Below are 24,743 nucleotides of genomic sequence, written 5' to 3'. Positions count from 1 at the left end.
GACGATGAACGCAGCGACGAAGCTGGCCGGCTTCGCGCTAGGCCTGGCGGCGGTGTTCGGCGCGGCGTACGGGGTCGGTCAGCTGGCCGGCCCGGCCGCCCCGATCGTCGCCGAGGGCCACGAGGCGGGCGACGGGTCGCACGACACGACCGCACCCGGGCACGACGCGCCGGATCCCGGTGGGCACCTGCCGGGCGGTCTGCTCGTCTCCGACCGGGGCTACACCCTGGTGCCGATCGCCGCCCCCGAGGGCGAATTCGCCTTCCGGATCACCGGCCCTGACGGTGAGCCGGTGACCCGGTACGAGGTGACCCACGACAAGCCGATGCACCTGATCGTCGCCCGGCGGGATCTCGGCGGCTTCCAGCACGTGCACCCGGAGATGGCCGCCGACGGCACCTGGCGGGTCGCCTCGCCGTTGAGTTCCCCCGGGGTGTGGCGGGCCTTCGCCGACTTCACCCCGACCGGCGGCGAGGCCCTGACCCTCGGGGTAGACCTGACCGTGCCGGGCGAGTTGACCGAGCAGCTCCTGCCCGCCCCGGCCAGCAGCACCCGGGTCCACGACTACACCGTCGACTTCCACGGCACCCCCCAGCCGGGCGGCAGCACCGCCCTGACCTTCACCGTCAGCCGCGACGGGGTGCCGGTCCGGGATCTCGAACCGTACCTGGGGGCCTTCGGCCATCTGGTCGCACTACGCCAGGGGGACCTGGCCTACCTGCACGTGCACCCCGAGGGTCGGCCGGGGGACGGGCGGACGGCACCCGGGCCCCAGGTGCGCTTCGGCGCCGAGTTCCCTTCGGCCGGGGCGTACCGGCTCTATCTCGACTTCCGCCACGACGGGGTGGTACGCACCGCCGAGTTCACCGTGCACGTAGGTGACCCGGGCGCCATCCCCAGCCCGGAGGGCCTGATCGCCGACGCGCACGGCACCCCCGGACACGAGCACAACTGACGGGACCAGCGATGACCACCAGCAGCCCGCTGCCCACCGCGACCAATCAGATCGAGCTGTCGATCGGCGGGATGACCTGCGCCGCCTGCGCCGCCCGCATCGAGAAGAAGCTGAACCGGCTGGAGGGGGTGCAGGCCAGCGTCAACTACGCCACCGAGAAGGCCAGCGTCTCCTACCCGGAGTCGCTCACCCCGCAGGACCTGATCGCCACGGTGGAGAAGACCGGCTACCAGGCCAGGCTGCCCGAGCCGCCCGCCGCGGAAGCCACCGGCGAGGAGCCGGTGGACGAACTGCGGAGCCTGCGTACCCGGCTGTGGGTCTCGGTGGCACTGGCCGTGCCGGTGATCGTGCTGGCCATGGTGCCGGCCTGGCAGTTCACCTACTGGCAGTGGCTGTCGCTGGTGCTGGCCGCCCCGGTCGTGGTCTACGGCGGGTTGCCGTTCCACCGGGCCGCCCTGGTCAACCTGCGACACGGCGCCGCGACCATGGACACCCTGGTCTCGGTGGGCACCCTGGCCGCCTTCGGCTGGTCGGTGTGGGCCTTGCTCCTCGGCACCGCCGGCACCCCCGGAATGACCCACCCCTTCAGCTTCGACATCAGCCGTACCGACGGCGCCGGCAACATCTACCTGGAGGCGGCGGCCGGGGTGACCGCCTTCATCCTCGCCGGGCGGTACTTCGAGGCCCGGTCCAAGCGCACCGCCGGAGCGGCCCTGCGGGCCCTGCTCGAACTCGGTGCCAAGGACGTGTCCGTGCTGCGTGACGGGGTGGAGACCCGGATCCCGGTCGAGCAGCTGACGGTGGGGGACCGGTTCGTGGTGCGGCCCGGCGAGAAGATCGCCACCGACGGCAAGGTGGAGGAGGGCTCCTCGGCGGTCGACACCAGCCTGGTCACCGGGGAGTCGGTGCCGGTCGAGGTCGGGGTCGGTGATCCCGTGGTCGGCGGCTGCGTCAACGCCGGCGGCCGACTGGTGATCATCGCCACCCGGGTCGGCGGCGACACCCAACTGGCCCAGATGGCCCGGCTGGTCGAGCGGGCGCAGTCCGGCAAGGCCGCCGCCCAACGGCTGGCGGACCGCATCTCCGGGATCTTCGTACCGGTCGTGCTGCTGCTGGCGGCCGGCACCCTGGGCTGGTGGCTGGGCTCCGGGGCCGGACCGACCGCGGCCTTCACCGCCGCCGTGGCGGTACTGATCATCGCCTGCCCCTGCGCCCTGGGCCTGGCCACCCCGACCGCCCTGCTGGTCGGCACGGGACGCGGAGCCCAGCTCGGTGTGCTGATCAAGGGGCCGGAGGTGCTGGAGTCCACCAAGCGGGTGGACACGGTAGTGCTGGACAAGACCGGCACGGTCACCACCGGACGGATGACCCTGCTGGAGGTGACCCCGGGCGCGGGCGAGCAGCGGGACGAGGTGCTCCGGCTGGCCGCCGCCCTGGAGGCCGGCTCGGAGCATCCGGTGGCCCGGGCCGTGGTCGCCGGGGCCGCCGAGGTCGGCGAGTTGCCGCCGGTCACCGGCTTCGCGAACGTCGCCGGGCTGGGCGTCACCGGCACGGTGGAGGGCCGCGAGCTGCTGCTCGGTCGACCCCGGCTGTTGCGGGAGCGGGGTCTGGTCGTACCGGAGGATCTGGCGCGGGCGGCGACCGAGGCGGAGGCGGCCGGGCGTACGGCGGTGCTCGTCGGTTGGGAGAACCGGGCCCGCGCCGTGCTCGCGGTGGCCGACCAGGTCAAGCCGACCAGCGGGGAGGCGGTACGCCGACTGCGGGCTCTCGGCCTGACCCCGGTGCTGCTCACCGGTGACAACGCCACCGTCGCGGCGGCGGTGGCCGCCGAGGTGGGCATCGACGAGGTGATCGCGGAGGTGCTGCCGGCGGAGAAGGTCGAGGTCGTCTCCCGGTTGCAGGCCGAGGGTCGGGTGGTGGCGATGGTCGGTGACGGGGTCAACGACGCCGCTGCCCTGGCCCAGGCCGACCTCGGCCTGGCGATGGGTACCGGCACGGACGCGGCGATCGAGGCCTCCGACCTGACCCTGGTCCGGGACGACCTGCTGGCCGCGGTGGACGCCATCCGGCTGGCCCGGCGCACCCTGGGCACCATCAAGGGCAACCTGTTCTGGGCCTTCGCGTACAACGTGGCGGCGCTGCCGCTGGCCGCCGCCGGGCTGCTCAACCCGATGATCGCCGGAGCGGCGATGGCCTTCTCCTCGGTCTTCGTGGTGGCCAACAGTCTGCGGCTGCGTCGGTTCCGGACGGTCAGCTGACTTCGGTGGTTCGGCGGCGCTCGGCTGGGTATCTGATGGAGGTAGCCAACGAACGAGCCCGGGAGGCTGACATGGGTGTCGAGGACAAGTTCAACAACAGCACCGAGAACACCACCGGCAAGGTCAAGGAGGGTGTCGGCCGGGTCACCGACAACGAGCGTCTGGAGACCGAGGGCCGTGCCGATCAGACCCGCGCCAACGTCAAGCAGGCCGGTGAGAAGATCAAGGACGCGTTCCGGAGCTGACCTGCTGATCCACCGAACCGCCGGGCCGACTGTCGTCGCCCGGCGGTTCGGCGTGTACGGCCATGCCCGGCACCGGGGGTTGACCGGCGGTGAGCCGGAGGGTGAAGCCTTCGGCGTCCCGATAGTGGGTGACGTGGTTGCACGACTGGTGGGTGATCCACAGGCCCAGTCCGCCCGGCTTGCCGTCGGTCGGCGGCAGCAGGCCCGCGTAGGGATCCTCCGGCCCCTTGCCGGTGTCGCTGACGGTGGCCACGATGCGGTCCGGGGCCGTCCACAGGCGCAGCCGCACGGGAGGAGACCCGTGCCGCAGCCCGTTGGTCACGATCTCGCTGACCGCGATCACGAAGTCGTCGAAATCCTCCGCCGGCAGCTGCCCGGGACCCGCCCGGTGCACCGCCGAGCGGGCCTGGGCGGCGGTCGGGTCGGTCAGTTCGAGCACCGGCGGGTACGCCTGGATCGGGTCGGGAGGCATCGGACGGTTGCCCCGCAGGAAGGTCTCCGGAGGCAGAAAGCCGGGGCTGGGCAGGTGCCCCTGGTCGGCGGTGGCGAAATGGGGGTGGGTGGCGGCGACATCGGCCAACACCTCGGCCGGGGTGATCCGGGTGTCGTACGCGCACATGCTCCACAACGGCCAGTCGTCGTACGCGCGGTTGATCGCCGCCTCGTACCGGGCCCACCAGTCCCAGGTCGGCCCGAGTGACGGCAGCGGTACCTCGCCGATGATCCGGATCTGTTCCGCGCCGTCAGCCACCAGGTCGGCCAGGAGCTTGCGGTACATCCGGATCGCGGCGGTGGGCCGGGCGTACACCCCGGTGCCGGTGAGGAACTGCACCCCGCTGTCGGCCGGCAACGCCGAGCGGACCAGGCCGCCGGTGCGCTCGCCGAGCGCCACGAAGGTCGGCTCGCCGGCCGCCACCCCGTCGAGCAGGAAGGGCACCGTGACGGCCAGCAACTCCTCGTCCGAGGCGTAGCACAGGGCCTCGTGGAAGTAGCCGGACCGTCCAACGGCCGGACCCGTTCTCACCGGGTCACCTCCACACACAGAGCGGGTAGATCCAACAGGGCGGCAAGTCGTGCGGTGCCGGCCGGGGCGCCGCGCAGCACCAGTCTCGCCTCCCGTTGCTGGGCGTACTCACTGAGGTGGACCAGCGTACGGTGATCTAGGAAACGTAGCCCACCGGCATCCATTATCAACTCACCGTCGACAGGTCGCAGTTCGGTGCGTTCCAGAGCGTCCCGGAACAGGTCGTGGTTGGCCGGGTCGAGTTCCCCGACGAGCACTGCGTGACCCTGGTGTGCCGTCGGCGCGTACAGCCGGAACAGCACGTTCGCGACATTGTGCTCCGGATGCAGGCAGGCCAGTTCGGCGACCGCCCGATCACCCAACTCGGGCCGGTGATACCCGCACATGCCGTGGAAGGCCGCCCCGTGCATCATCCGGTTGAACCGCTGTTCGTAGCGGGCGAAGGCCTCGCGCTGGGCCGGGGTACGGACCAGATCGGTGCAGTCCGCGGCGACCCGCAGGCCACGGTAGCCGGCGTCCAACGCCGCCTGGATGGCCGACTGGTACGCCGACACCTGATCGGCCGGGTCGATCACCGCCAGACCGGAGTAGGCCGTGTCCAGGGTGAGCACCTCGGCGGCACCGGTGGGCAGCGCATCGGCGAACAGGTCCAGCTCGCGCCACCGGTCGCGGACCGGTTCGGGTGAGTCCGGGACGACGTACCAGACCCGCTCGCCGGCGGCCAGGCCGGCGCGGAGGAAGTCCTCCGCCCGGCTGGTGAACTCGGCGGGATCGTCGTAGGCCCAGCACGTATGCCCGTGCCCTCGGGCTTGCTCAATCACCTCACGCGCCTCATCGTCGCAGTTTACGACCCATGCCGGCCGACCGCGCCAGTCAAGGGCGTCGATCGGTGCACCAGGTCGGGCGGTCAGGCGGCACGGCGAGAGGTCTGCCCCGAGACGTGCCGGGCCTGAGCCGAGTACGGGGGCAGCAGGCGCAGGGTGGCGGGCTCCTCGGTCTCGTCGAGTCGCAGCCGCCAACGGGACCGTTCCGGGCGCTGCCGATCGCTCGGGTCACCCGGCTGCCGCATGCTGCGCGCCAGCAGCAGGGTGATCAGATAACCGACCACCAGGAAGCCGTGGCTGACCAGGCGTTCCACCGCGACCTGGGAGGCGACGAGATCGTTGATCGACAGCAGGACGAGGGTCGCCACGAAGGCACTGAGCATCGGCAGCAGGCCGGAGGGACGGGTCCGGCGCAGCGCCACGAAGAGGAAGCCGGCCCCGACCGCCACGTTCCAGGCGGCGGACTCATGCCAGAGGTGTTGCCCGCTGGCGTGCAGGTGTTGGGCGACCTCGGCCCGCCCGACCTGGGCCAGCCCGAGGATCAACTGCACCGCGCCGAGCAGCCCCAGGGCCGTCCGCAGGGCGGCCACCCGGGTGACCCGACCGGCGAGCGGGGCGAACCAGCGCCGCGGGAGGACGACCGGGGTACGCCCACCCTGCGGTGGCGCCGCGCTGAGGATGGCCCCGGTCAGGTCCGGTAGCTCCGACACCACCTGGGTACGCGCCCGCCGGGTCACCGTGGTGACCTGCTCCAACCAGCCCTGGCAAGGCACACAGGTGTCGAGGTGGCGGTCGGCCGCACCTTCCTCATCCGGCGTCGCCTCGCCGTCCAACTGCGCCGACAGAATCTCCCGCCACTGCTCGCACCCCATGTACCGATAGTCGCTCATCAGGCCGGCATGGTTCCCCACCGGGCGGGGACGTAGGGGCCTCTGCCTCTACGACTACCCCGCGAGGTGCGGGGTAAGCGCCTGCGCGGGTAAGTGGAGGGAGAGGTGAGGTGTCCCGTCCGTTCGTGAACTGGTCCGGCAGCCTCTCCTTCACCCCGGCCGAGCGCGTCGAACCGGCCGGTGAGGACGAGGTGCGGGAGGTGATCCTGCGCGCCCGTGAGTCGGGCCGCACCCTGCGGCCGGTGGGTTCCGGACACTCGTCGAGCCCACTTGTGCGTACCGACGGCATCCTGGTCAGCCTGGACCGGATGGTGGGGGTGGTCGACCAGGCCGGCGAACGGGCCACCGTCCGGGGCGGTACCCGGCTCAAGGCGCTCGGCGAAGGTCTCTACGAGGCCGGTCTGGCGATGGACAACCTCGGCGACGTCGACTATCAGTCGATCGCCGGTGCCACCGCGACCGGTACCCACGGCACCGGCCTCGGCTTCGGCAACCTGTCCACCCAGGTGACCGAGGCGCGGCTGGTCACCGGCACCGGGGAGACGCTCGACATCTCGGCGGAGTCCAACGCCGACCTGCTGCCCGCCGCCCGGCTGTCGCTGGGCGTGCTGGGTGTGGTCACCCAGCTGACTCTCGACGTGCAGCCCCGCTACGAGTTGCACCGACGGGCCTGGTGCGCGCCGGTCGAGTGGACCTTGGACCACCTGGCCGAGTTGCAGCACACCAACCGCAACATGGACTTCTACTGGTATCCGCGCAGCGACCTGACCCAGGTCCGGACCATGAACCGGGCGGACGAGGCACCGGACGATCAGCGGTGGGCGACGCGACAGCGGTTGGAGGCCGGCCCGGAGGGTGCGTTCCGGGAGGTCGACGTGGGGCCGACCCACCAGACCATCCCGCAGAGCCGGGAGCTGCGCTTCGAGGAGATCGAGTACATGCTGCCCTCGGAGGCGTTCCCGGCCTGCTTCGCCGAGGTCCGACGGCGCATCCTGACCCGGCACCGCCGCTACGTGGGCTGGCGGGTGCTGGTCCGTACCATCGCCGCCGACGACATCTGGCTGAGCAACGCGTACGGCCGTTCCACCACCACCATCGCCTGTCTGCAGAACACCTCCCTGCCGTACGAGGACTACTTCCGGGACATGGAAGCGGTCTTCCGGCAGCACGGTGGCCGGCCGCACTGGGGCAAGAAGCACTGGTTGACCGCCCGCGAGCTGCGCCCGCTGCTGCCCCGGTGGGACGACTTCCAGGCGGCGCGTCGTCGCCTCGACCCCGACGGGGTGTTCCTCACCCCCGATCTGGCCCGGCTGCTGGAGGAGACCTGATGACGCAGCTCGGGGCGCGGGTGTGGATGGTGCCGGGCGGCCGCATCCCGTTCGGCGGCACCGCCCCGGAGCCCGAATACACCAGCTTCGACCAGCTGTGCGTGCTCAACCCCGGTGACGCCGAGGCGGACCTGCGGCTCGACTTCTACTACGAGGACACCGAGCCGGTCGGGCCGTACCGGCTGGTCGTCGGCGCTCGGCGGATCCGGCACGTACGGGTCAACGACCTGATCGACCCGGAGGCCGTCCGCCTCGACCGTCCGTACGGTTGCGTGCTCCGCTCCCCGGTGCCGGTGGTGGTGCAGTTCCTGCGGCAGGACACCCGACTGCCCGGCGCGGTGGCTCTCGCCACCACGATGGCCCACCCGATCGACTAACCCACCGCCGGGGGCGTCCGTCCCCGGGTCAACCTGCGCCGCAGTTCGTCGGCCCCGACACGACGACGGGGAGCGCCTCGGCCAGGGTGACGCCGACGAACGCGGCACCGAGCGCGGCGGCCACACTGACCACGACGTTGGCCAGGGCGTACCGACGGGCACCCGTCTCGACGAGGCGGATCGTCTCGTAACCGAAGGTCGAGTAGGTGGTCAGCGCCCCGCACAGGCCGCTACCGAGCAGGGCGACCAGGGAACCGGGCACCGCGCCGGCTCCCGCGCCACCGATCAGCACCCCGAGGATCAGGGAGCCCAGCACGTTGACGGTGAGGGTGCCCCACGGGAACGCCGAGCCGTGCCGGGCCTGCACCGCCCGGTCGAGCAGGTAGCGCAGTGGTGCGCCGACGGCCGCGCCGAGCGCCACGAGCAGGACTGTCACCCGCTGCTCCGCAGGCGTCGCATGCCGGTCGCCAGCCGGGTGAGTGTGAGTCCGACGCGGACGGCGACGAGCGCGGCGACCAGGGTGCCGGCCAGGTACAGCAGCGCGGTGCGTGCCGCGCCGACCGCCATCGCCTGCTGCACCTCCACGGCGTACGTGGAGAAGGTGGTGTATCCGCCGAGCACCCCGACGCCGAGGAAGGGCCGGACCAGTCGAGGCGCGGTCCACACCTCGGTGATCAAGACCATCAGTACGCCGATGAGCAGGCAGCCCGAGACGTTGACCGCGAAGGTGGCCCACGGAAAGCCGGTGGGGGAGTGTGGAAACGCCACCGCCAAGCCGTGCCGCAGGACGGCACCGATCATGCCGCCGAGGGCGATCGCCGCCAGCAGGCTGGGGGTGCCGCCGCGCAACTCGGCACGCTGGCGCGGGACGCGGAGGTCGACGTCCGGATCGACCGGTGGCTGCTCGGGCGGCACGGTCACCACCTCCTCAACGGGGGACGAGGATAGCTCCGGCAACTCATCGCCGCCCCGGCGACGCGCAGTAGGGTGCGCGGGTGACCGTGCTGCGTTCCGTCGTGCTGTTCGTGCTGGCCGCCGTCGCCGAGATCGGTGGGGCCTGGCTGGTGTGGCAGGGCTGGCGGGAGCACCGAGGGCTGTGGTTCGTCGCCGCCGGGGTGCTGGCCCTCGGCGCGTACGGGTTCGTCGCCACCTTCCAGCCGGATCCCAACTTCGGGCGCATCCTGGCCGCGTACGGCGGGGTCTTCGTCGCCGGCTCCCTGGCCTGGGGAATGATCTTCGACGGCTTCCGCCCGGACCGGTGGGACCTGACCGGAGCGGCGATCTGCCTGCTCGGGGTGGCCGTCATCATGTACGCCCCGCGCGGCGCCTGACCCCGCCCGAGAAATTTCTCGAAGAAAGTTGGGCCGTGGTGTCGAATTCCGGTCTTCCCGTTCGAGCTTCCTGGTAGCGGGGCCGAACGGCGCGCCCCGGACAGCGAAGGGAGCCGGGAGATGTCCCGCACCAGCAACCCGGTCAGCGTCGGACAGGCGACCGCACCACCCCGCGAACCCGTCACCGGGACGAGCCCGCGACACCTTCCAGGAGCCGACCCGAGGACGCGGCTGCTGCTGATGCTCGGCCTGCTCGCCGGCCCCGGCTACGTGGTGGTGTCGCTGACCCAGGCGCTGACCCGCGAAGGGTTCGATCTCACCCGGCACGCCTGGAGCCTGCTAGCCAACGGTGACTGGGGCTGGATCCAGGTCACCAACCTGATCATCACCGGCCTGCTGGTGATCGCGGGTGCGCTCGGCCTGCGGCGGATACTGCGACCCGGCGTCGGCAGCACCTGGCCGCCCCGGCTCCTGGCCGCCTACGGCCTCAGCATGATCGCCGCAGGGATCTTCCGCGCCGATCCGGCCCTCGGCTTCCCCGCCGGCACACCCGCTGACACCGGCACCATGAGTTGGCACGGACTGCTGCACTTCGGGGCCGGAGCGATCGGCTTCAGCTGCCTCGCCGCCGCCTGCCTCGGCCTGGCTCGCCGCTTCACCGCTGACCGGCGGCGCGGTTGGGCGGCCCTGTCGCGTACCACAGGGGTGTTGTTCCTGGCCGGGTTCGTCGCGATGGCCGCCGGCGGCGGGCACGTCGCCACGAACCTGGCGTTCACCGCCGCCATGCTGCTGGTCTGGGCCTGGCTGTCGTTGACGATGTGGCACCACCGCAGCAGCATGACCCACTGACGTCCGTCAAATAGGAGATCGACATGCGGTACCTGGCACTGCTCAAGGCCATCCAGCCCGACACCCCGGCCCCGCCGGAGCTGATGGAAGCGATCATGAAGCTCGGCGAGGAGGCCACCACCGCCGGCGTCTTACTCGACCAGGGTGGGCTGCTGCCGAGCGCAGCCGGCTGGCGGGTCGACGTCTCCGCCGGGAAGCTGGCCGTCACCGACGGGCCGTTCGCCGAGGCCAAGGAGATCATCAGCTACGCGGTCTGGGAGGTACGCGATCGGGAGGAGGCGGTGGAATGGACCTCGCGGTTCATGAAGCTGCACCGGGACATGTGGTCCGGCTGGTCGGGTGAGACCGAGGTGCGCAAGGTGTTCGGGCCGGAGGACTTCCCGCCGGCAGCCTGACGAGATGGTGGAATCGGTACCGTGACGGCTACCGATTCCACAATCGACGACGCGAGGCGGGCCACCCACCGGGCGGTCGAGGCGGTCTGGCGGATCGAGTCGGCCCGGCTGATCGCCCGCCTGGCCCGGCTCGTCGCCGACGTCGGGCTGGCCGAGGAGTTGGCCCAGGACGCGCTGGTCGTGGCCCTGGAACGCTGGCCGCAGACCGGGGTGCCGGAGAATCCCGGGCCGTGGCTGCTGGCGACCGCCAAGCATCGGGCCATCGACCGGCTGCGCCGCCAGGAACGGTACGCGCGCAAGCTCGCCCTGCTGACCCGGGACATACAGATCCGGCAGGAGTACGCCGAGGCGGACCGGGACGCCGAGTTGGACGACCACATCGGCGACGACCTGCTGCGGCTGGTCTTCACCGCCGCCCATCCGGTGCTCTCCGGCGAGGCCAAGGTCGCGTTGACGTTGCGGCTGCTCGGCGGCCTGACCACCCCGGAGATCGCTCGGGCGTTCCTGGTCTCCGAATCCACCGCCGCCCAACGCATCGTCCGGGCGAAACGGACCCTCGCCGCGGCGAACGTGCGGTTCGAACTGCCCACCCGCGCCCAGCTGCCGGAGCGGCTCGCGGCGGTGCTGGAGGTCGTCTACCTGATCTTCAACGAGGGGTACGCGGCGACCAGCGGCCCGGACTGGGCGCGTCCGGAGCTGTGCCACGAAGCGCTGCGGCTGGGGCGGCTGCTGGCCGGGCTGCTTCCCGCCGAGCCCGAGGTGCACGGCCTGCTGGCCCTGATGGAACTCCAGGCCTCGCGGCTGCGCGCCCGGGTCGACGCCGCCGGTCAGCCGGTGCCCCTGCTCGACCAGGACCGCCGGTCGTGGGACCGGCTGCTGATCCGGCGCGGACTGGACGGGCTGGCCCGCGCCGAGGCGCTGGGCATCGGCAGCTACACCCTCCAGGCCGCGATCGCGGCGTGCCATGCCCGGGCGACCCGCGCCGAGCAGACCGACTGGCCCCGCATCGTGGCCCTGTACGAGGTCCTCGCCCACCTCCAGCCGACCCCGGTGGTGCTGCTCAACCGGGCTGCCGCGGTGGGGCTGGCGGGTGATCCGAGGCGGGGCCTGTCGCTTGTCGACGAGCTGGCGCAGGAACGGGCGCTGCGTGACTATCCGCAGCTGCCGGCGGTGCGCGGCGAACTGCTGGCCCGGCTGGGCCACGCCGGGCCGGCTCGCGACGAGTTCCTCCGGGCCGCCGAACTCACCGGCAACGACGGCGCTGTTCCGGCGCCGCGCCGACGGGCTGGTCACCTGACCGACACGCGGCGCGGCCAGCGCCTCGGGCCACCCCGGTGTGGGCTCGATGCGCAGGTCACGCCGGTGTGATGCCTACGCCGCGCTGCCACCGGAGCGGCGGCGGCGCAGCAGGACGACCACCGCGCCGATCGCCAGGGCGGCCAGCAGGACGGCGCCGGTCAGCAGCGCGGCCGTACCCGCACCGCCACCGGAGGAGTCGCCGGCGGCAGGGCTGGCAGGCGCGACGGAGGTCTGCTCGGCGGTCGGGCTGGGGCTCTCCGTCGGCTCGGTCGGCTCCGGGCTCGGGCTGGGGCTCGGCTCGGCGGTGGCGCTCGGGTCGGCCACGGTGAACTTGTACGACCCCTGCACCGGGTGCCCGTCGCTGGAGACCACCCGGTACGCCACCGTGTAGACGCCGTTGGGCAGGGTCGAGTCGATCGTGACGGTGCCCTTGGTGCCCTCGACCTCCGGTTCGCTGGTGGCCACCGGCTGCTTGTCGGCATCGCTGAGGGTGATCGTGGTGAACGCCGGGTTCAGCTTCTGCAGGAAGTCCAGCGTGATCTTCTTGGGTGCCTTGGTCAGCTCGGCGTCCTGGGCCGGGGTGGCCTTGCGCAGCACGTTGTGCGCGTGGGCCGGGGTGGCCGGCGCGACCAGCAGGGCGGTGGCGGCCAGCAGGGCGGCTACCAGGCCCAGGGCGGACAGGTGGCGGAGTCGGGTGCGCATGATGACGATTCTCCTCCTCAGCCGAGCAGCTGCTGGCCGACCCAGCCGCCCTCGGGACAACCGGGCGCAATGGCGAAGACGGCGGAGCCGATCGGGGTGGTCCATTCGTTGAGCAGGTCCCGCTCGGCGAGCCGCTGCTGGATGGGCAGGAACTGTCGGGTGATGTCGGCCTGGTACGAGGCGAAGATCAGCCCGCTGTCGGCGGTACCGTCGGCGCCCGGCACCCCGTCGTAGTTGTAGGGGCGGCGCAGAATCCGGAACCGGTCGTCGCTGACGTGGGCCCGGGTGAGGTGGGAGAAGTCCGGAATCACCGTCAGCCCGTCCGGGCCGACGGCGGCGAAGTCCGGCTCGTCGTGTTCGCCGGTGCCGGTCAGCGGGGCACCGGTGTCCAGCCGTCGGCCGACACTGAACTCCCGGTCGGAACGGCCCAGCAGGTCCCAGGTCTCCAGGTCCATGCTGATCCGCCGGAGCACCAGGGTGGTGCCGTGGCGCAACCAGTCCGGCCCGTCCGGGATCCACACCGCCGTCTCCAACGGCCCGCCCGGCTTGGGATTGGCGGTGCCGTCCAGTTGGCCGAAGAGGTTGCGCTGCGTGCGGCCCGGTTCGGCCCCGGCGGCCCGCCGGAAGCCCTGCTGCACCCAGCGGACGGTGGCGAAGGGTCGACTGTCCTTGATCAGGACCCGCTGGGCGTGGGCGACCGTGACCGGGTCGTCGGCGCAGATCTGCACCAGCAGATCCCCACCGGACCAGCGCGGTTGCAGCCGGTCGATCGGGAACGACGGCAGGTCCGCCACCGAGGGGGGCCGCCGGTCGTCCAGACCGGCCGCGGTGAACAGGCCGGGACCGAAACCGAAGGTGACCGTCAGCCGGGCTGGCAGCAGCCCCAGTTCCGGCTCGGTGTCGGCAAGCGCGGGTCGACCCTGGGTCAGGCGGGCGGCGTCGTCGGAGAGCAGGCGCATCATCCGGCCCAGAGCGGCCCGGTCGGTGCCGGGACGCAGGGTGAAGGCCACGAAGGCCGCGTGCGCCTGGGGTTCGGTGGCGACACCGGCCTGGTGTACGCCGTGGAACGGCTCGACCGCCTCGCCGAGGGTAGCCACCGGCACCTGGGCCGGGGTGCCGGTGGTACCCGCCTCGCGGGTGGCGGCGACCGCGGCGGCGCCCACCAGGGTGCCCCCGGCGGCCAACGCGCCCCCGGTGAGCAGGCCGCGTCGGCTCACCGGCCGGCTCGTCGAGGTCATGGTGCCGGGCTGTGGCTGGCCGACGGGGCGTGCGACGGCGCACCGTGCGGGGCGTGCGACGGCTCACCGTGACCGGGGGCGTAGCTCTCCTGGGCGCCGGTGAACGGCTTGGCCACGGCGGTGAAGGTCTGGGTCCGACCGTCGGCGAAGGTCAGGGTGAAGCTGACCTCGTCACCGGCCCGTACCGGCTGGGCCAGGTTCATCAACATCAGGTGGTCGCCGCCGGGCTCCAGCCGGTACTCGCTGCGCGCCTTGACCACCACGCCGCCCTCCTTGGCCTGCATGACCATCTGCCCGTCACGCATGGTCATCTCGTGCACCTCCATCGGCGAAACGGAGGAGGTCGCGCCGGTGATGGTGACATCGGTGTCGGTGTTGTTGACCAGGGTGACGAAGGCCCCGGTCATCCCCGAGTCGGCCGCCTTGACCCACGGGTCCTGGACGGTCAGCACACCCTCGGCCGCAGCCTGGGTCGCGGAGGGAGAGGCGGTAGCTGACGGGCCGCTGGCGGCCGTCGAGTCGTCGTCGGACGAGCCGCAACCGGCGATCAGGCCGGCGAGGAGAACCCCGGTGAGCAGTACGGCCGGGCGCGCGAACCGACCGAAGGTGGCGCTGGACATAGGTTTCCTCTCAACGGGCGACGTCGTGAAGTTGGTCGCTCGTGATCAGCTACTAGTTCCAGGTACTTCGAAAGTGCGTTCCTCAACGGTCCGAGGCGTTCCAAGCCGGTCCGGGGGCGACCCGCGCACCCGTCGATACGACTCAGGTCGTCGCGCGTCGGCTGGGAGCCCTCTTACGCCTCGGTTGCCCGACCACCACGGGTGCCGGGGCGGCCCGCAGTCCGGCCTTCATCACGAAGATGGACCGCCGCGCCACGGCGTCACCTCGGGAATCGAGCTGGTAGCCCTCCAGCCAGATCCACCCGTCGTAGGTGGTCCAGTCAAGCACCCGGATCACCCGGAACATGATCGGCTTGTGGAACTGCACGCTGGCAGATCGGGTTACATGCAGCAGGTCACCGGCTTGGAGCGTGATCACCGCAGGTGCCTGACCTTGCGCCAGGCCAAGACCCGGGCACGCGAGACCGCGACGCGCGGGCACCAGCCGTCCGGATAGCACCGGTCGCAGCGTTTGACGGTGTGGTCATCGAGAACAACCCAGGCCACCTGGACGAAGTACGGAACCTCGGTCATGGCAGCCATCCGAGAAACCTGCGATGAAGAACGCCAGCGGGAGCCCAGCCCATGTCCTGCGCAGCGGACACCAGTTGCGTGCCCATGTAGAGGGCGAGGGACACCGGAGCGTTTTCGTACTCGATCAGCAGCTCGCGGCGTCGGGTGCGACAGGGCCAGGGCAATTCACATCCCGCGCACGTCCAGAACGGAAGGACAGGCCCGTGTGTGGTCATCGAACCCCACCCGGCCAGTGACCCCGGTTAATCGGCACGCGATGCTTGGCCCGGCAGGGTAGTTCGCCCCCGCACCGGCAGACCCGCCGCCACTTCTCCCACGACCACACGGGCCGATGTCGTCGGGCCAGCGTGAGAGCTACGGCTACCACGTACTGGTCGTAGCTGACGTGCCTGCCCATCCCGCCTCCTCTCGTAAGCGGCATGGCGGCCAGGCCACTCACGGTCATCTGACCGCCACACCCGGCAACACCGTCCCATGCACAAGGGCAATCCGCAATATGCGGATAACAAGATTGCGGACTGCGTGTCTGCGAAAGGAATTTTTGGTCTTCCGCGTGGCAAGATGACGACATGCCTCAACGTCAGAGCCCTACCGTCAGGCGCCGGCGCTTGGCGCTGACCCTCCGGCAGCTCCGCGAGACGGCGGGGATCACGTCAGCCGACGCAGCAAGGCGCGTCGACCACGACGCGAGCTGGCTCAGCCGGATCGAGACGGCAGAGGTCCGGCCACACCCGAACGACGTGCGAGCGCTTTTGGCGTTGTACGGCGTGGCTGGAGACCAGGCCGAGGCCGTGATTGCGGTGGCTCGCCAGGCGAAGCAGCGCGGATGGTGGCAGCGGTACAGCGACGTCTTGCCGGACTGGTTCGCGGCGTATGTCGGGATGGAGTCCGAGGCGTCTGTCATCCGCACCTACGAGTGCCAGATGGTTCCCGGCCTGTTGCAAACCGAGGAGTACGCGAGAGCGGCGTTCGAAGGCGCGCCCGTCCCGATGCGAGGTGACGAAGTAGACCGACAGGTAGCGCTGCGGATGGAGCGGCAAGCCATTCTGACCGGGGACGACCCGCCGATGCTGCGTGTGGTCATCGACGAGGGCGCGGCCCGCCGGATGGTCGGCGGTCCCGAGGTGCTGCAACGGCAGCTCGCGCGGCTGATCGAAGAATCGACGCGGAGCACCGTCCAGATTCAGTTGCTGCCGTACTCGGCTGGAGTCGGGTTCGACGGCAGCTTCGTGATCCTCGACTTCCCGCCGATGCCCGACCCGTATCCGCACGCAGCCGAAGAGCGGATGGTGTACGTCGACACCCTGACCGGAGCGCTATACCTGGAACGGCCCGGCGAGGTTGCTGCGTACGCGGCGGCACACGAGCAACTGCAAGCCCTTGCGCTGGCACCCAAGCCCACGCGAGATACGCTGCGTGCGATTGCGGCAGACCTCACCTAGGAGGGCACGGGATGGACCTGACTCGCGTCACTTGGCGCAAGAGCAGCAGGTCCGGCTCAAGCGGCAACTGCGTCGAGGTCGCCACACCGCCCCAGGCCGTCATGGTCCGCGACAGCAAGGACCGACAGGGGTCGATGCTGTCCTTCAACGCCGACCAGTGGGCCGGCTTCGTGCAGGGCATCAAGGCGGGCAACTTCAACGCCTGAGCAACGGGCCGGAACGCAGAGCGCCCCCAACGCGAGCGGACAGCAATCGCACGTTTGCTGTCCATACCGCCGGTCACGCTCCGTGTTGGTGGCCGTCAGGTCACTGGAGACGGCTCCCGAGGCCGGGTGGGGCGGGTAGCCCCCGGACCGGGCCCGTCAAGATAGCAAGGTGACCGCGCTCGTGGACTGGATCGCCCGCCGACCAACCCGTTGGCTCGCGGCCAGCGTGACCGTCGTCAGCACCGCAAAGACCTGCACCCGGCTGCGTACCACTCTGGCTGCCGTCGGGGTGCTCGCCGTACTGCTCGTGACCGGCTGCGCCGACGACCGGGCCGAACCACCTGGGGCCGGCGATGGGGTCGGTGGCGAGTTGACCGTGTTCGCGGCCGCCTCGCTGACGGAGTCGTTCACCCGCATCGGGGAGGACTTCGAGGCAGCCCGGGGGGTGAAGGTGATCTTCAGCTTCGCCGGTAGCTCCGCCCTGGCCGCCCAGATCAACCAGGGTGCCCCGGCCGATGTCTTCGCCGCCGCCGCGCCGGCCCCCATGGCCACCGTCGTCGAGGCCGGCAACGCCGCCGGTGAGCCGGTCACCTTCGTACGCAATCAGCTTGTCATCGCCGTACCCCAGGGGAACCCGGACGGGGTGACCAGCCTGCGCGATCTCACCGGGCCGGACCGGAAGGTGGCCCTCTGCGCCGAGCAGGTGCCCTGCGGGGCGGCGGCCCGCGCGGCGCTGGAGGCCGCCGGGGTGGCCCTGACCCCGGTCACCCTGACCCAGGACGTCAAGGCGGCGCTGGCCCAGGTACGGCTGGGTGAGGTCGACGCCGCCCTGGTCTACCGCACGGACGCCCGGGCCGCCGCCGAAGTCGAGCCTGTCGAGTTCCCGGAGTCGGCCGGGGCGGTCAACGACTACCCGGTAGTGGTGTTGACCGGCGCGGCCAACCCGACCGCCGCCCGCGCCTTCGTCGAACACCTCCGCTCCGAGGCGGGTAGCGCGGTGCTCGCCGCCGCCGGGTTCCAGGTGCCGTAGCCGGTGCGTCGACCCGACAGCCGCCACACCCGCCGGGTTCCGGTCGCCCTGCTGGTACCCGCCACGATCGGCCTGCTGTTTCTCCTGCTGCCCCTGATCGGGCTGCTGGCCCGTACCCCCTGGGCCACCCTGCCGCAGCGGCTCACCGAACCGGGGGTGCTCACCGCGCTGCGGCTGTCGGTGCAGACCGCCACCCTGGCCACCCTGCTCTGCCTGGTCCTCGGGGTGCCCCTGGCCTGGCTGCTGGCCCGGGTGCCGTTTCCCGGTCGCCGGCTGGTACGCGCCCTGGTCACCGTTCCGTTGGTGCTGCCACCGGTGGTCGGCGGGGTGGCGTTGCTGCTGGTCTTCGGCCGTCGCGGACTCGTCGGCTCCTGGCTGGACCAGACCTTCGGGGTCACCCTGCCGTTCACCACCACCGCGGTCGTCATGGCGCAGGCCTTCGTCGCCATGCCCTTCCTGATCATCGCGGTGGAGGGTGCGCTGCGCGGAGCCGACACCCGGTACGAGGAGGCCGCCGCCACCCTGGGAGCCGGTCGGTGGACCACCTTCACCCAGGTCACCCTGCCGATGGTGGCCCCCGGGGTGGCCGCCGGGGCGGTGCTGGGCTGGGCCCGCGCGCTCGGCGAGTTCGGGGCCACCATCACCTTCGCGGGCAACTATCCCGGGCGTACCCAGACCATGCCGGTGGCCGTCTACCTGGCCCTGGAGACCGACCTGGAGGCCGCCATCGTGCTCAGCCTCATCCTGCTCACCGTCTCCGTGGTGATCCTGGCCAGCCTGCGGGACCGGTGGGTGGGCACGCCATGACCCGGCTGCTGGACGCGCATCTGGTGGTCGACCGGGACGGTTTCCGACTGGACCTGCCGCTGACCATCGCCCCCGGGGAGGTGGTGGCCCTGCTCGGGCCCAACGGTGCCGGCAAGACCACCGCCCTGCGGGCCCTGGCCGGTCTGCACCCCCTCTCCGCCGGGCACCTGACCCTCGCCGGACGGGACCTGGACCGCCCAGAGTGCCGGGCCTGGGTTCCCACCGAGCGGCGGCCGATCGGGGTGGTCTTCCAGGACTACCTGCTCTTCCCCCACCTCAGCGCGCTGGACAATGTCGCCTTCGGGCCGCGTCGGCACGGCCTGGACCGGCGGCAGGCCCGGCAGCGGGCGGCCGGTTGGCTGGCCCGGATGGGCCTGACCGAGCAGGCCCGACGTAAGCCTCGCCAGCTCTCCGGTGGTCAGGCCCAGCGGGTCGCCTTGGCCCGTGCTCTGGCCGTCGAACCGGCGCTGCTGCTGCTCGACGAGCCGTTGGCCGCCCTGGACGCCCGTACCCGACTCGACACCCGAGCCCAACTGCACCAGCATCTGGCCGCCCACCCCGGAGCCACCCTGCTGGTCACCCACGATCCGCTGGACGCCCTGGTGCTCGCCGACCGGCTGGTGATCATCGAGGACGGCCGGGTGGTCCAGGAAGGCGATGCCGCCACCATCACGGCCGAACCCCGTACCGACTACGTGGCCCGCCTGGTGGGGCTCAACCTCTACCGGGGACACGCCACCGGCGGTCAGGTCCGGCTCGCCGAGGGGCAGGTCCTGACCACTGGCGACCCGTACGACGGGGAGGTCTTCGTGGCCTTCGCCCCGGCGGCGGTCGCGCTGTACCCGCACCGGCCGGACGGCAGCCCCCGCAACACCTGGCCGGCCACCATCATCGGCATCCAGCGGCACGGCGACAACCTGCGCATCCAACTGACCGGCCCGATCGAGGTGGCCGCCGACGTCACCCCGGCCGCCGCCGCCCACCTGAAACCGGCCCCGGGCCAACCGGTCTGGGCCGCCGTGCAGGCCGCCGAGACCCGGGCCTACCCGGTCGGAGGCTGACCTACTGCGGGCGTAGCCGGACCCGGCGCAGCAACTGGGCGTTGAGGGCCACCACGATCGTCGAGGCCGACATCAACACCGCCGCCAGCGCCGGGCTCAGCGCCACCCCGGCCCAGGCCAGCACACCGGCGGCCAGTGGCAGCGCGACCACGTTGTAGCCCGCCGCCCAGGCAAGATTCTGGATCATCTTCCGGTACGCGGCCCGCGACAGCCGGATCACCCCGGTCACCCCGCGCGGGTCGGAGGAGGCCAGCACCACCCCGGCGGACTCGATCGCCACATCGGTGCCGGCGCCGATCGCGATGCCGACATGGGCGCGGGCCAGCGCCGGGGCGTCGTTGACGCCGTCGCCGACCATCGCCACCCGCAGCCCTCGGCGTTGCAGGTCGGCCACCGTGTCGTCCTTGTCCGCCGGCAGCACCTCCGCGAACACCTCGTCCGCACCGGCCCGGAACCCCAGGTCGGCGGCGACGGCCTCGGCTACCGGACGGGCGTCCCCGGTGATCATTACGATCTTCCGTACCCCCTGACGGCGCAGGTCGGCGATGGCCTGCCGCGCCTCCGGCCGCACCTCGTCCTCCAGAGCCAGGGCACCGAGCACCTCCGCCCGACCGTCGTCCAGCCGCAGCAGGTGCAGGACGGCAGCGCCCCGCCGGGACCACTGCTCCTGCCGCCCGGCCAGCGTCTCGGGGAGGGTGACCTCGAACTCCCGCAGCAGGGCCGGCCCGCCCACGGCGTACCCGACCCCGTCGACCTCGGCGCGTACGCCCCGGCCGGTCAACGACCGGAAGCCCGTGGCCGTACGCCGCAGCCCCTGCGCCTGGGCGGCGGAGACGATGGCTCGGGCCAGCGGATGCTCGCTGTCTCCCTCCACCGCTGCCGCGATGGCCAGCACCGTCTGCTGCCCGCTGTCGTCCTGGCCGGGTCGCTCGGCGGTGGCGGCGACACCGGTGAGGGTGTGCGCGCCCCGGGTCAGGGTCCCGGTCTTGTCGAACAGCACCGTGTCGACCGTGCGCATCCGCTCCAGGGCCAGCCGGTCCTTGACCAGGATGCCGCCCTTGGCGGCCACCGCCGTGGACAGGGCGATCACCAGGGGGATGGCCAGGCCCAGGGCGTGCGGGCAGGCGATGACCAGCACGGTGACCGTACGCACCACCGCCTCGCGCGGGTCGCCGAGGAGGGTCCACACCAGCAGGGTGACCACGGCGGTAGCGGTGGCCAGGTAGAACAGCCAGGCGGCGAAGCGGTCCGCCAGCACCTGCGCCCGGCCACTGGACTGCTGGGCCTGCGCCACCAGCCGTTGAATGCCAGCCAGGGCGGTGTCGTCGCCGACCGCCTCGACGCGTACCCGCAGGGCCGCGTCCGTGGCGACCGTGCCGGCCACCACCCGGTCGCCGGTGGCCCGGGCCACCGGCCGGGACTCACCGGTGATCATCGACTCGTCCACCTCGGCCCGACCCTCGACGACCCGACCGTCCGCCGGCACCCGGCCACCGGGCCGCACCAGCAGGATGTCCCCGACCCGCAGGTCGGCCACCGACACCTGTTGGGCCTGACCGTCCGGGTCGAGCCGTTCCGCCTCGTCCGGCAACAACGCGGCCAGCGCCGACAGGGCACCCCGGGCCTGGCCGATCGCCTTCATCTCCTGCCAGTGCCCGAGCAGCATGATGGTGACCAGGGCGGCCAGTTCCCACCAGAAGTCCAGGTCGAACGCGCCGACCGCGGTGGCCAGGGACGCCAGGTAGGCGACGGAGATCGCCATCGCGATCAACAGCATCATGCCGGGGGCCCGGCCCCGGATCTCCCGCACCGCCCCCTGGAGGAAGGGCCATCCGCCGTACCCGAACACCACCGTGCCCAGCACCGGCCCCACCAGGCCGATCCCGGGGAAGTCCAGTTCGTAGCCGAACCAGTCCATCACCATGTGGCTGGTGACCACGATCGGTACGGTCAGGACCAGGCTCAGCCAGAACTTGCGCCGAAACGCCTCCGGATCGTGGCCGGCGTGCTTGTCGTGTCCACCGTGCTGGTCGCCGCTGGGACGGTGTGCGTCATGCGCCATCTCATCCCTCCTCTCCGCCACCATATACCGGGTGGGGGTATATGGTGGCGGATCTTGAGGGGTCTGGCCTTACTGGAGGTGGAACCGCTTGTCGACGGCCAGGGCCGCCAGTTGCGATTCGGAGAACGGCAGTTCGGTGCCGCCCTGCTGGTTGCTGCCACGGTTCATGGCCTGGGCGACGAAGACCACCACACCGTCCGGGTGGCGGTAGGCGGCCCACTGGTCGAACCGGTCCTCGCCACCGGGGCCGACCACCACCCCCACCTGTGCGGCGGCGACCGTCACCGGTTCGCAGTCGCCCTGCATGCCCCAGAACTGGCGGGCCAGGGCGCACGGCTCGGTCGCCAGTTGATTGCCGGCGGTGTGCACCTCGACCAGAATGTGGCCCGACCAGTCGCCCTTGGCCAGGGGCATGGAGGAGGTGTAGTTCCACACGTCGACTCCGTTGACGGTCTGGTCGTACTGCGCCTGGTGTGACGGAGCCTCCGGGGAGGTCGGCACGGTGTAGCCGGCCGGCACGACGGTGCGGAGCTGGTCGAGCAGTTCGGCTCCCCGGTCGTACCGGGTGCCGGCCCGCGCGGTGCGGTCCTCCTGCGGCAGACCGTCCGGCCCGGTCGGCCAGGGGGAGGCGGTGTCGTCCCCGGACGAGGGTCCTCCGATCAGGGGTGCGGCAGGGCTCCACCCGCCGCCCACACCCGGGCTGGCGAAGGTTCCGAAGAAGGCGACGGCCACGACCGCCGCCGCCGACCCCACACAGGCCTGGAAGGTACGGCGACGGGTGCGGGCCCGGCGGGCGGTGCCCAGCATGGCCTGCGTGCCCAGCGGCGGTGGCGAGGTGAGGCTCGTCATCTCGTCCCGCAACGCCTCGCGCAACTGTTGTCCGTCCATCATCGACCTTTCTCGGAGCCGCTGTACGTGGGTGACAGGAGGCCGCGCAGGGTGTCCAGGCCGCGTGCGGCCTGACTCTTGACCGTCCCGGGCGAGCAGCGCAGCAGGTTGGCGACCTCGTCGACCGGCAGGTCCTCCCAGTAGCGCAGGACCAGCACGGCCCGCTGGCGGGGCGGTACGGCGGCCAGGGCCTGGAGCAGCACCAGCCGGTTTTCCGGCGCCTCGGTGGGCCCCGCTCGCTCAGAGTGCGCCCCGTCCACCTGTTCCCGCCGCCACCAGCCCCGTCTTCGCTCGTCCAGGAAGGTGCGGACGATGATCTGGCGCAGGTAGGCGTCGAGGACCTCGTGCCGGGAGACCCGGTGCCAGGCCAGATACAGCTTGGTGAAAGCGGTCTGAACCAGGTCCTCCGCCCGGTGCCAGTCGCCGCAGAGCAGGTACGCGGTACTGCGCATCGCGGTGGACCTCGCCGCGAAGTACTCCGCGAACGCCGTGTCGCGATCGCCCATCCGTGCCTCCGATCCCTGAGTCGAGTTAGTCACGCCAGGTGCCGCTCGCGGGGTTGCATCACCTTGGCGAGTTGCCCGACTCGACCGGCGGCACCGCCGGTTGGGAGGGAGACGACACTGCGGTGCGTGGGGTGACGAATTCGGCCTCGGCCGATCGTCATCCGGGTGTAGACGCCCACCGGCACAACGGCAGCGAAGGAGAGCAGGATGCGTTACGCGCTGATGATTCATTACCCCGAGGCGGGGGAGGGGGAGCTTTCCGAGGAGGTCGTGGCGGAGGCGAAGATGGCCTTCGACGCGTACGGTCGGGCGCTGCGTGCGGCCGGGGTGCTGCTGTCGGCCGACATTCTGCAACCCGCCGCGGCGACGACCACCATCACCCGGAAGGACGGTGACCTGCGGGTGCAGGACGGGCCCTTCGCCGAGACCAGGGAGGCGCTGGCCGGGGTGTTCCTCCTGGAGGTACCCGACCTCGATGCCGCGATCGGCTGGGCGGAGAAGTGCCCGGCCGCGCAGTGGGGCACGATCGAGCTACGCCCGACCGCGACCGCCTTCGTCGACGGGGCCTGGACGAGTTGACCACCGGGGAGGCGGGGCGGGCAGCCGCAGCCGTCGCGGCCCGCGACAGCTACGGACGGCTGCTCGCTCTGCTGTCCACCTCGACCAGCGACATCGTCTGGGCCGAGGACGCCCTGGCCGATGCCTTCGAGCGGGCCCTGCGGACCTGGCCCGACCGGGGCGTACCCGACAACGCCGACGGGTGGCTGCTGACGGTCGCGCGCAACCGGCTGCGGGACCAGTGGAGGTCGGCGCAGTGGCGGCGCAGTGTCCCGCTCGACATCGAGCGGGACACCCCCGTACACCTCGACGACCTCGACCCCGAGGCGATTCCCGACCGGCGGCTGGAACTGATGCTCGTCTGTGCCCACCCGGCGATCGGACGCGCCGCGCACACCCCGCTGATGCTCAACACCGTGCTGGGCTTCACGGCCGACCAGATCGGCAGGGCCTTCTCGATACCCCCCACGACGATGGCCACCCGCCTGGTACGAGCCAAGCGGCGGATCAAGGCCGCCCGCATCCCCTTCCGCATCCCGGACCGCACCGACCTGCCCGGCCGGATGGCCGCCGTCCTCGAAGCGATCTACGGGGCGTACGTCATCGACTGGGCGACCACCGGCCCACAGGCCCGCCCGGTACCCACCGAGGCCCTGCACCTGGCCGAGGTGCTCACCACGGTGGTGCCCGAGGACCCCGAGGCCCACGGGCTGGCCGCCCTGGTCCAACTCTCCGCCGCCCGCCTGCCCGCCCGCTCCGACGCCCACGGGCGGTTCGTGCCACTGGCCGAGCAGGACCCGACGCGCTGGAACGATCACCTGATCCACCGGGCACACGAGCACCTGCGCACCGCCCACGCCGGTGGGCGACTCGGCCGCTTCCAACTCGAAGCCGCAGTCCAGGCCGTGCACTGCGCCCGGCGGCACACCGGCACCACCGACTGGCCGGCCCTGCTGGACCTGCACCGGGTACTGCACACGGTCGCACCCTCGCTCGGTGGCGACGTCGCCTTCGCCGTCGCCACCGCCGAGGTGCAGGGCCCGGCGGCCGGGCTGACCCGGCTGGACGAACTGACGAACCCGGCCGACGACCGGGCCCGACGATTCCAGCCCGCCAAGGCCGTCCGGGCCCACCTGCTGGAGCGACTCGGCCGCCACCGGGAGGCGGTGGCGGCGTACGACAGCGCCATCGACCTCACCCACGACCCCGCCGAACGGGAGTACCTGGCGCGCCGCCGAGCGCGGCTGACCCGGACACCCTGACCGGCCGGGTGCC

30 protein-coding genes are annotated in these 24,743 nt (G+C 71.8%); 16 read left to right on the top strand and 14 right to left on the bottom strand.

What is annotated here, in order from left to right; translation table 11 throughout:
• Positions 1-4 precede the first annotated feature (4 nt).
• From ACLQ2T_RS23550 to ACLQ2T_RS23540, 3 genes are all read left to right on the top strand, one after another.
• Positions 5-955 (top strand): hypothetical protein, encoded by a 951-nt coding sequence (locus tag ACLQ2T_RS23550; protein WP_425768528.1) that lies wholly within the window; start codon positions 5-7, stop codon positions 953-955.
• A gap of 11 nt (positions 956-966) precedes the next feature.
• Complete coding sequence (locus ACLQ2T_RS23545; RefSeq protein WP_425768527.1) at positions 967-3,213, top strand: heavy metal translocating P-type ATPase; 2,247 nt, start codon at positions 967-969, stop codon at positions 3,211-3,213.
• A 71-nt stretch (positions 3,214-3,284) separates the two neighbouring features.
• Positions 3,285-3,458 (top strand): CsbD family protein, encoded by a 174-nt coding sequence (locus ACLQ2T_RS23540; RefSeq protein WP_425768526.1) that lies wholly within the window; start codon positions 3,285-3,287, stop codon positions 3,456-3,458.
• Here ACLQ2T_RS23540 and ACLQ2T_RS23535 read toward each other — a convergent pair.
• From ACLQ2T_RS23535 to ACLQ2T_RS23525, 3 genes are all read right to left on the bottom strand, one after another.
• Positions 3,436-4,482 carry an anti-sigma factor RsbA family regulatory protein gene (locus tag ACLQ2T_RS23535; protein WP_425768525.1) on the bottom strand — a complete coding sequence of 349 codons (1,047 nt, stop codon included), beginning with the start codon at positions 4,480-4,482 and terminating at the stop codon, positions 3,436-3,438. The genes ACLQ2T_RS23540 and ACLQ2T_RS23535 overlap by 23 nt on opposite strands.
• Complete coding sequence (locus ACLQ2T_RS23530) at positions 4,479-5,303, bottom strand: MEDS domain-containing protein (RefSeq protein WP_425768524.1); 825 nt, start codon at positions 5,301-5,303, stop codon at positions 4,479-4,481. Before ACLQ2T_RS23530 ends, ACLQ2T_RS23535 begins: the two co-directional genes overlap by 4 nt.
• Before the next feature lie 86 nt (positions 5,304-5,389).
• Positions 5,390-6,178, bottom strand: coding sequence for a zf-HC2 domain-containing protein (locus ACLQ2T_RS23525; protein ID WP_425768580.1), 789 nt, complete (start codon positions 6,176-6,178; stop codon positions 5,390-5,392).
• A 128-nt stretch (positions 6,179-6,306) separates the two neighbouring features.
• On the opposite strand from ACLQ2T_RS23525, the gene ACLQ2T_RS23520 reads away from it, so the two are divergent.
• Together ACLQ2T_RS23520 and ACLQ2T_RS23515 are read left to right on the top strand one after the other, a co-directional pair.
• The gene (locus tag ACLQ2T_RS23520; protein ID WP_425768523.1) at positions 6,307-7,524 is read left to right on the top strand and encodes a D-arabinono-1,4-lactone oxidase; all 1,218 of its coding nucleotides are present in this window, start codon (positions 6,307-6,309) and stop codon (positions 7,522-7,524) included.
• Entirely contained in the window at positions 7,524-7,901 is a 378-nt protein-coding gene (locus ACLQ2T_RS23515) for a sensory rhodopsin transducer (RefSeq protein WP_425768522.1), read from the top strand. Before ACLQ2T_RS23520 ends, ACLQ2T_RS23515 begins: the two co-directional genes overlap by 1 nt.
• A 28-nt stretch (positions 7,902-7,929) precedes the next feature.
• On the opposite strand, the gene crcB (ACLQ2T_RS23510) is transcribed toward ACLQ2T_RS23515, so the two are convergent.
• Together crcB (ACLQ2T_RS23510) and crcB (ACLQ2T_RS23505) are read right to left on the bottom strand one after the other, a co-directional pair.
• Positions 7,930-8,337 (bottom strand): fluoride efflux transporter CrcB, encoded by a 408-nt coding sequence (gene crcB / locus ACLQ2T_RS23510; protein ID WP_425768521.1) that lies wholly within the window; start codon positions 8,335-8,337, stop codon positions 7,930-7,932.
• Positions 8,334-8,822: a fluoride efflux transporter CrcB gene (gene crcB / locus ACLQ2T_RS23505; RefSeq protein WP_425768520.1), complete on the bottom strand. Its 489-nt coding sequence runs from the start codon at positions 8,820-8,822 to the stop codon at positions 8,334-8,336. The genes crcB (ACLQ2T_RS23510) and crcB (ACLQ2T_RS23505) overlap by 4 nt, the downstream gene beginning before the upstream one ends.
• Before the next feature lie 74 nt (positions 8,823-8,896).
• On the opposite strand from crcB (ACLQ2T_RS23505), the gene ACLQ2T_RS23500 reads away from it, so the two are divergent.
• The 4 genes from ACLQ2T_RS23500 to ACLQ2T_RS23485 all read left to right on the top strand — a co-directional run bounded on the left by ACLQ2T_RS23500 (position 8,897) and on the right by ACLQ2T_RS23485 (position 11,844).
• Positions 8,897-9,232 (top strand): YnfA family protein, encoded by a 336-nt coding sequence (locus tag ACLQ2T_RS23500; RefSeq protein ID WP_131300698.1) that lies wholly within the window; start codon positions 8,897-8,899, stop codon positions 9,230-9,232.
• A 120-nt stretch (positions 9,233-9,352) separates the two neighbouring features.
• The gene (locus ACLQ2T_RS23495; RefSeq protein ID WP_425768519.1) at positions 9,353-10,081 is read left to right on the top strand and encodes a DUF998 domain-containing protein; all 729 of its coding nucleotides are present in this window, start codon (positions 9,353-9,355) and stop codon (positions 10,079-10,081) included.
• A 23-nt stretch (positions 10,082-10,104) separates the two neighbouring features.
• The gene (locus tag ACLQ2T_RS23490; protein WP_425768518.1) at positions 10,105-10,476 is read left to right on the top strand and encodes a YciI family protein; all 372 of its coding nucleotides are present in this window, start codon (positions 10,105-10,107) and stop codon (positions 10,474-10,476) included.
• A gap of 21 nt (positions 10,477-10,497) precedes the next feature.
• A complete protein-coding gene (locus tag ACLQ2T_RS23485) occupies positions 10,498-11,844 on the top strand; it encodes an RNA polymerase sigma factor (protein WP_425768517.1) in 1,347 nt (448 codons plus the stop codon).
• Positions 11,845-11,847: 3 nt separating this feature from the next.
• On the opposite strand, the gene ACLQ2T_RS23480 is transcribed toward ACLQ2T_RS23485, so the two are convergent.
• From ACLQ2T_RS23480 to ACLQ2T_RS23455, 6 genes are all read right to left on the bottom strand, one after another.
• Positions 11,848-12,477: a copper resistance CopC family protein gene (locus tag ACLQ2T_RS23480; protein WP_425768516.1), complete on the bottom strand. Its 630-nt coding sequence runs from the start codon at positions 12,475-12,477 to the stop codon at positions 11,848-11,850.
• Between the two features lie 17 nt (positions 12,478-12,494).
• Positions 12,495-13,715: a Dyp-type peroxidase gene (locus ACLQ2T_RS23475; RefSeq protein WP_425768515.1), complete on the bottom strand. Its 1,221-nt coding sequence runs from the start codon at positions 13,713-13,715 to the stop codon at positions 12,495-12,497.
• On the bottom strand, positions 13,712-14,335 hold the full coding sequence (locus tag ACLQ2T_RS23470; protein ID WP_425768514.1) for a copper chaperone PCu(A)C: 624 nt from the start codon (positions 14,333-14,335) through the stop codon (positions 13,712-13,714). The genes ACLQ2T_RS23475 and ACLQ2T_RS23470 overlap by 4 nt, the downstream gene beginning before the upstream one ends.
• Before the next feature lie 142 nt (positions 14,336-14,477).
• Positions 14,478-14,750 carry a hypothetical protein gene (locus tag ACLQ2T_RS23465; protein ID WP_425768579.1) on the bottom strand — a complete coding sequence of 91 codons (273 nt, stop codon included), beginning with the start codon at positions 14,748-14,750 and terminating at the stop codon, positions 14,478-14,480.
• The gene (locus tag ACLQ2T_RS23460) at positions 14,750-14,917 is read right to left on the bottom strand and encodes a hypothetical protein (protein WP_425768513.1); all 168 of its coding nucleotides are present in this window, start codon (positions 14,915-14,917) and stop codon (positions 14,750-14,752) included. Before ACLQ2T_RS23460 ends, ACLQ2T_RS23465 begins: the two co-directional genes overlap by 1 nt.
• Positions 14,905-15,123, bottom strand: coding sequence for a hypothetical protein (locus ACLQ2T_RS23455; protein ID WP_425768512.1), 219 nt, complete (start codon positions 15,121-15,123; stop codon positions 14,905-14,907). Before ACLQ2T_RS23455 ends, ACLQ2T_RS23460 begins: the two co-directional genes overlap by 13 nt.
• A 354-nt stretch (positions 15,124-15,477) precedes the next feature.
• On the opposite strand from ACLQ2T_RS23455, the gene ACLQ2T_RS23450 reads away from it, so the two are divergent.
• The 5 genes from ACLQ2T_RS23450 to ACLQ2T_RS23430 all read left to right on the top strand — a co-directional run bounded on the left by ACLQ2T_RS23450 (position 15,478) and on the right by ACLQ2T_RS23430 (position 19,454).
• Positions 15,478-16,350, top strand: coding sequence for a helix-turn-helix domain-containing protein (locus ACLQ2T_RS23450; protein WP_425768511.1), 873 nt, complete (start codon positions 15,478-15,480; stop codon positions 16,348-16,350).
• Positions 16,351-16,361: 11 nt separating this feature from the next.
• A complete protein-coding gene (locus ACLQ2T_RS23445; protein WP_425768510.1) occupies positions 16,362-16,556 on the top strand; it encodes a DUF397 domain-containing protein in 195 nt (64 codons plus the stop codon).
• Positions 16,557-16,818: 262 nt separating this feature from the next.
• Positions 16,819-17,586, top strand: coding sequence for a molybdate ABC transporter substrate-binding protein (gene modA, locus ACLQ2T_RS23440; RefSeq protein WP_425768578.1), 768 nt, complete (start codon positions 16,819-16,821; stop codon positions 17,584-17,586).
• A gap of 3 nt (positions 17,587-17,589) precedes the next feature.
• Positions 17,590-18,393 (top strand): ABC transporter permease, encoded by an 804-nt coding sequence (locus tag ACLQ2T_RS23435; protein ID WP_425768509.1) that lies wholly within the window; start codon positions 17,590-17,592, stop codon positions 18,391-18,393.
• Positions 18,390-19,454 (top strand): ABC transporter ATP-binding protein, encoded by a 1,065-nt coding sequence (locus ACLQ2T_RS23430; RefSeq protein ID WP_425768508.1) that lies wholly within the window; start codon positions 18,390-18,392, stop codon positions 19,452-19,454. The genes ACLQ2T_RS23435 and ACLQ2T_RS23430 overlap by 4 nt, the downstream gene beginning before the upstream one ends.
• A gap of 1 nt (position 19,455) precedes the next feature.
• Here ACLQ2T_RS23430 and ACLQ2T_RS23425 read toward each other — a convergent pair whose 3' ends face one another.
• The 3 genes from ACLQ2T_RS23425 to ACLQ2T_RS23415 all read right to left on the bottom strand — a co-directional run bounded on the left by ACLQ2T_RS23425 (position 19,456) and on the right by ACLQ2T_RS23415 (position 22,910).
• Complete coding sequence (locus ACLQ2T_RS23425) at positions 19,456-21,516, bottom strand: heavy metal translocating P-type ATPase (RefSeq protein WP_425768507.1); 2,061 nt, start codon at positions 21,514-21,516, stop codon at positions 19,456-19,458.
• 69 nt (positions 21,517-21,585) lie between these two features.
• Positions 21,586-22,407, bottom strand: coding sequence for a hypothetical protein (locus tag ACLQ2T_RS23420; RefSeq protein ID WP_425768506.1), 822 nt, complete (start codon positions 22,405-22,407; stop codon positions 21,586-21,588).
• The gene (locus tag ACLQ2T_RS23415; RefSeq protein WP_425768505.1) at positions 22,404-22,910 is read right to left on the bottom strand and encodes a SigE family RNA polymerase sigma factor; all 507 of its coding nucleotides are present in this window, start codon (positions 22,908-22,910) and stop codon (positions 22,404-22,406) included. The genes ACLQ2T_RS23420 and ACLQ2T_RS23415 overlap by 4 nt, the downstream gene beginning before the upstream one ends.
• 207 nt (positions 22,911-23,117) lie before the next feature.
• On the opposite strand from ACLQ2T_RS23415, the gene ACLQ2T_RS23410 reads away from it, so the two are divergent.
• Together ACLQ2T_RS23410 and ACLQ2T_RS23405 are read left to right on the top strand one after the other, a co-directional pair.
• Positions 23,118-23,489 carry a YciI family protein gene (locus ACLQ2T_RS23410; RefSeq protein WP_425768504.1) on the top strand — a complete coding sequence of 124 codons (372 nt, stop codon included), beginning with the start codon at positions 23,118-23,120 and terminating at the stop codon, positions 23,487-23,489.
• Positions 23,486-24,730 (top strand): RNA polymerase sigma factor, encoded by a 1,245-nt coding sequence (locus ACLQ2T_RS23405; RefSeq protein ID WP_425768503.1) that lies wholly within the window; start codon positions 23,486-23,488, stop codon positions 24,728-24,730. The genes ACLQ2T_RS23410 and ACLQ2T_RS23405 overlap by 4 nt, the downstream gene beginning before the upstream one ends.
• Positions 24,731-24,743 lie beyond the last annotated feature (13 nt).

Origin of the sequence: Micromonospora sp. DT229 (genome assembly GCF_049844505.1) — a bacterium.
Lineage (GTDB): Bacteria > Actinomycetota > Actinomycetes > Mycobacteriales > Micromonosporaceae > Micromonospora.
This window is presented reverse-complemented; position numbering and strand designations above follow the sequence as displayed.

Excerpts from the sequence above, each read along its gene's own strand:
- ACLQ2T_RS23550 (WP_425768528.1), top strand. The coding sequence starts at position 5 with ATGAACGCAGCGACGAAGCTGGCCGGCTTCGCGCTAGGCCTGGCGGCG.
- ACLQ2T_RS23545 (WP_425768527.1), top strand. The coding sequence starts at position 967 with ATGACCACCAGCAGCCCGCTGCCCACCGCGACCAATCAGATCGAGCTG.
- ACLQ2T_RS23540 (WP_425768526.1), top strand. The coding sequence starts at position 3,285 with ATGGGTGTCGAGGACAAGTTCAACAACAGCACCGAGAACACCACCGGC.
- ACLQ2T_RS23525 (WP_425768580.1), bottom strand. The coding sequence starts at position 6,178 with ATGGGGTGCGAGCAGTGGCGGGAGATTCTGTCGGCGCAGTTGGACGGC.
- ACLQ2T_RS23515 (WP_425768522.1), top strand. The coding sequence starts at position 7,524 with ATGACGCAGCTCGGGGCGCGGGTGTGGATGGTGCCGGGCGGCCGCATC.
- ACLQ2T_RS23495 (WP_425768519.1), top strand. The coding sequence starts at position 9,353 with ATGTCCCGCACCAGCAACCCGGTCAGCGTCGGACAGGCGACCGCACCA.
- ACLQ2T_RS23490 (WP_425768518.1), top strand. The coding sequence starts at position 10,105 with ATGCGGTACCTGGCACTGCTCAAGGCCATCCAGCCCGACACCCCGGCC.
- ACLQ2T_RS23480 (WP_425768516.1), bottom strand. The coding sequence starts at position 12,477 with ATGCGCACCCGACTCCGCCACCTGTCCGCCCTGGGCCTGGTAGCCGCC.
- ACLQ2T_RS23475 (WP_425768515.1), bottom strand. The coding sequence starts at position 13,715 with ATGACCTCGACGAGCCGGCCGGTGAGCCGACGCGGCCTGCTCACCGGG.
- ACLQ2T_RS23470 (WP_425768514.1), bottom strand. The coding sequence starts at position 14,335 with ATGTCCAGCGCCACCTTCGGTCGGTTCGCGCGCCCGGCCGTACTGCTC.
- ACLQ2T_RS23460 (WP_425768513.1), bottom strand. The coding sequence starts at position 14,917 with ATGGCTGCCATGACCGAGGTTCCGTACTTCGTCCAGGTGGCCTGGGTT.
- ACLQ2T_RS23455 (WP_425768512.1), bottom strand. The coding sequence starts at position 15,123 with ATGACCACACACGGGCCTGTCCTTCCGTTCTGGACGTGCGCGGGATGT.
- ACLQ2T_RS23450 (WP_425768511.1), top strand. The coding sequence starts at position 15,478 with ATGCCTCAACGTCAGAGCCCTACCGTCAGGCGCCGGCGCTTGGCGCTG.
- ACLQ2T_RS23445 (WP_425768510.1), top strand. The coding sequence starts at position 16,362 with ATGGACCTGACTCGCGTCACTTGGCGCAAGAGCAGCAGGTCCGGCTCA.
- ACLQ2T_RS23430 (WP_425768508.1), top strand. The coding sequence starts at position 18,390 with ATGACCCGGCTGCTGGACGCGCATCTGGTGGTCGACCGGGACGGTTTC.
- ACLQ2T_RS23425 (WP_425768507.1), bottom strand. The coding sequence starts at position 21,516 with ATGGCGCATGACGCACACCGTCCCAGCGGCGACCAGCACGGTGGACAC.
- ACLQ2T_RS23420 (WP_425768506.1), bottom strand. The coding sequence starts at position 22,407 with ATGATGGACGGACAACAGTTGCGCGAGGCGTTGCGGGACGAGATGACG.
- ACLQ2T_RS23415 (WP_425768505.1), bottom strand. The coding sequence starts at position 22,910 with ATGGGCGATCGCGACACGGCGTTCGCGGAGTACTTCGCGGCGAGGTCC.
- ACLQ2T_RS23410 (WP_425768504.1), top strand. The coding sequence starts at position 23,118 with ATGCGTTACGCGCTGATGATTCATTACCCCGAGGCGGGGGAGGGGGAG.